The organism is Candidatus Zixiibacteriota bacterium, assembly GCA_021159005.1.
GTDB lineage: Bacteria > Zixibacteria > MSB-5A5 > UBA10806 > 4484-95 > JAGGSN01.
In genome coordinates this window covers 1-4,097 of sequence record JAGGSN010000005.1, presented here as the reverse complement: position 1 = coordinate 4,097, position 4,097 = coordinate 1, and the positions used below count along the sequence as shown (strand labels likewise).

Here is a 4,097-nt window from a genome sequence, read left to right as displayed (position 1 = left end):
GAATGACATCATTATAGCATCCGCCTAAGACGGACAAAAGGCCGGACAGTAGTGATATATCATTCAAGAATTCTGCTGAAAACACCGGACAGTAGCGTGAATACTATCAAAAATTTTATGGAAAAAACCGGTCATCAGTGATTCGAAAGCAATAATTCAACTGCAAAATCCTGATTAATATGCCCTTTCACAAATATTAGCCAATGATACAATATCATTATTGGATTATTCCCATATTCATTTGCTATATTCCAATATATTAATTGAAGTTATAGGATATATTTTTAAACATATATGTCGCCTGTATTATAAGTCAGTGATTTATAAGATATTATGTTTGGCAATTATTATCAATACTGCGGCATTATAATTGCAATAAGTTTGCGTCAGGACAATATTAATGAAAACAGGAAGGATAAAAGGCAATATCATGGTGAAACTTCTGGTTTTAGTAATTTCTATTTCGGTGTTGTCAACCGCTATCCTGAATATTGACTATAACAACAGCGAACAAGTTTATTGCGATGATATATCCAGTTTAATGGCTGTACGGGCAAAAGGCGCCTTTGATAAAATCGGTTATCATTTTAAACTTGCCGGTTATGCAAACACTAATAACCAGAATCCGATGCAGATTAATCATAACGAAAAATCTGATACGCTAATCTTGCGGCATAATGATGTTGAAATAATGTATTATGTGAATCATATCGAGGGTTGCGGAGCTCTTTATGAATCGATTGACGGTTCCGTTAAGATAATTATCGATGGCGTAGAATCTCTTCGATATTTGGAGCTAACCCCCGACATAGCGCAAATTGAGATAACGCTTGTCAATTGTAAGGATAACTTGCCAAGCAAGATAGCCCGAAAAAGTTATTCAACAACGGTGAGACTAAAGAAATATTTATAAGCACAATTAATAATGAGGTTGAAAAATGAATAGAATAAAAAATCATAAGCAGGCTGGGTTTACAATGTTAGAGATGATGATTGTTGTTGTTATAATAGGAATAACGGCATCAATGGCAGCCCCCAGCTTTTTCGATTGGATTCCAAATATGAAGCTTAAAGGCGAAGCTAAACAAAATCTGAATTACCTTCGCCAGGCGCGAAGTAAAGCTGTGGCGGAAAATAATCAGTACGGAGTATACTTTGATGTCGACAATAAACAGCTTTATTTCTTCAAGGATACACATCAGCCAAGTAACGCAATATATAGTAATGGGGCTGATTCTCTTATCGAAGGACCAATTGACATGGAATCCAATTTTGAATATTCGGATTGTACATTCAATAATAACACAGTGATTTTCTTCTCGGATGGTTCGGCATCCACCTCAGGCTCAATTGATATTGAAAGACCTGAACAGGCTGAGTATTTTATTATTTCTCTCTTAGCGGCAACAGGCAAAGTTAAATTAGAACGCAGCAGTTGACAGATCGAATGTTTACTTTTTAACTTCTTCCATTAAATATTTATGCATTGCTCTGGCTGCGGTTTTACCTGCGCCTGCCGCTAAAATAACAGTGGCGCCGCCAGTAACAATATCGCCGCCGGCATAAAGACCCTTCCTCGAGGTTTGCATTGTCTCTTCGTTCACAATGATATTGCCCCATTTGTTAACTTCGAGTCCGGGAGTGGTTTTTTGGACTAAGGGGTTGGATGAATTGCCAATTGCTACCACTACAAGGTCGATTTTCATTATAAAATTCGAGCCTTCAATCGGCACTGGACGGCGACGTCCCGAGGCATCCGGTTCGCCAAGTTCCATACGCAGGCATTCCATCTCTTTAACTTTGCCCTCGCCGTCATCAATATATTTGATCGGCGTTGTCAGCAGGTGAAACTGTACGCCCTCCTGCTTGGCATGATGAATCTCCTCAATTCGAGCAGGCATCTCCTTTTCGCTTCGGCGATAGACGATGTAGGCATTATCAGCGCCTAATCTCAAAGCTGTTCGCACCGAATCCATAGCAGTATTGCCGCCGCCAAGAACCGCTACGTTTTTACCCTTAATAATAGGCGTGTCATAGGTAGGAAAATCAAAGGCGCGCATTAAATTTGAGCGAGTAAGGTATTCGTTGGCAGAGTAAATGCCAATCAGGTTTTCACCGGGGATACCCATAAAATTCGGCAAGCCTGCGCCGGTACCGACAAAGATAGCGTCAAAGCCCATCCCGAAAAGTTCGTCGATGGTATCGGTTTTTCCGATTACCGCTGAATTAACGAATTTTACTCCCATCTGAGCCATAAAATCACACTCAGCTTGAACAATATTTTTAGGAAGTCTGAATTCGGGAATACCATATACTAACACACCGCCCGGTTTATGAAGAGCCTCGAAAATAGTAACATCATGGCCAAGTTTAACTAAATCGCCGGCAACAGTCAGACCGGCGGGACCGGAACCTACTATAGCTACTTTTCTGCCTGTTGAAGGCGCTATTTTGGGCAATTGCACAAGGTTGTTGTCGCGCTCGTAATCGGCGACAAACCGTTCAAGATACCCGATAGCGACAGGCGTACCATTTTTAGCTTTCCCTGTAATACATTTAGCTTCGCATTGTTCTTCCTGCGGGCATACCCGACCGCATATAGCAGGAAGCGAGTTGGTTTCTTTTATCTTGCGCGCCGCCGCCGCATAATCTTTCTGAAGAATTAAATCTATGAAGGCGGGAATATCAACCTCAACCGGACAGCCATCGATGCAAGGCTGTTTTTTACATTCTAAGCAGCGCGCCGCCTCGATTAGCGCCTGTTCCTCAGATAATCCGTACGGCACTTCTTTGAAATTTTTGTTGCGTTCCTGGGGAGCCTGTCCCGGCATTTCCTGACGCTGTATTTTCAATCGCTCTTTTTTTGATATTTTTTCAACCACAATAAACTCCGTATATAGAAAATCTATTAAAAATCCAATTATCCTTCTAAATATGTAATCAACAATTAATCAGGATATTTAAAACTCTTGACCGATTTGGCCAATTTACATTCGGGACTATTTAAAAATTCTTTCATGGCTCTTCTTTCATGATTTTTATATGAGCTAAGACGTTTAGTCAGAAGATCAAAATCTACTAAATGGCCGTCAAAATCGGGTCCATCGACGCAGGCAAATTTAGTTTCACCGTTTAATGATACGCGACAACAGCCGCACATGCCAGTGCCGTCAATCATAATCGGATTTAATGATACCCAGGTAGGCACATTATATCCTTTTGTTAAGTTGGCTACAACTCTCATCATAGGCACCGGGCCAATTGCCATAATCATTTTTATTTTTTGGCTGTCATCCAGAAGTTTTTTAAGTACATCCGAGACAAAACCATGATGACCATACGAACCATCATCGGTGCAAACATAAAACTCATCGGCAATTGTTTTATGTTCTTCTTCATAAAATAAAATATCCTTAGACCTCGACCCGATAATGGTAATCAATTTATTGCCAGCTTCTTTATATGCCTGAGCAATAGGATATATTGGCGCGATGCCAATGCCGCCGCCAACTACGCAGGCAGTTCCCCAGTTTTCCACATGGGATGGCACACCCAGCGGGCCTACACAATCGGCAATCTCTCCGCCGGCAGAAACTGTGGTCATCAAAGCTGATGTTTTACCGACAACCTGATATACTATTGTCAGCACACCGTTGTCTCTATCCAATCCGGCGATAGACATTGGCACGCGTTCGCCCCGTTCGTTGACTCTTATAATTACAAATTGACCGGCTTTAGCTTTAGAAACCAATTTCGGGATTTCAATCCGCATCTTCCAGTTCATCGGGCCTATCTGTATGTTATCTAAAACCTTTGGCATTATTCCTCCACGTTTATTCAATTTTAAGGATAATAATAATTGGCAGTAAAAAAGCAAGCGATTTTACTTTAAAATATCTCTTAATAATAACTCGTATTATTAATTATTTATTTCAAATCACTACTGTCCGGCCTTTTATCCGCCTTAGGCGAATGCTATAGTGATGTCATTCCCACACTGCCCGCGTCATTTCCACACTGTCCGCGTCATTCCCAACTTGAGGGCTTGTTGAAAAACCCGGTTTTAGGGGTGATTAATTTTATTCTGGGACGTTTGT

General features: G+C 40.8%; 4 protein-coding genes. 2 read left to right on the top strand and 2 right to left on the bottom strand.

Annotated features, from left to right (window positions below; genetic code table 11):
* Window positions 1–400 precede the first annotated feature (400 nt).
* Window positions 401–913: a hypothetical protein gene (locus J7K40_00375; GenBank protein ID MCD6160853.1), complete on the top strand. Its 513-nt coding sequence runs from the start codon at window positions 401–403 to the stop codon at window positions 911–913.
* Window positions 914–938: 25 nt separating this feature from the next.
* The gene (locus tag J7K40_00370; GenBank protein MCD6160852.1) at window positions 939–1,439 is read left to right on the top strand and encodes a GspH/FimT family pseudopilin; all 501 of its coding nucleotides are present in this window, start codon (window positions 939–941) and stop codon (window positions 1,437–1,439) included.
* Window positions 1,440–1,451: 12 nt separating this feature from the next.
* Here J7K40_00370 and gltA read toward each other — a convergent pair whose 3' ends face one another.
* Both gltA and J7K40_00360 read right to left on the bottom strand, forming a co-directional pair.
* Window positions 1,452–2,831 (bottom strand): NADPH-dependent glutamate synthase, encoded by a 1,380-nt coding sequence (gene gltA / locus J7K40_00365; protein MCD6160851.1) that lies wholly within the window; start codon window positions 2,829–2,831, stop codon window positions 1,452–1,454.
* Between the two features lie 116 nt (window positions 2,832–2,947).
* Window positions 2,948–3,820 carry a sulfide/dihydroorotate dehydrogenase-like FAD/NAD-binding protein gene (locus J7K40_00360; GenBank protein MCD6160850.1) on the bottom strand — a complete coding sequence of 291 codons (873 nt, stop codon included), beginning with the start codon at window positions 3,818–3,820 and terminating at the stop codon, window positions 2,948–2,950.
* Window positions 3,821–4,097 lie beyond the last annotated feature (277 nt).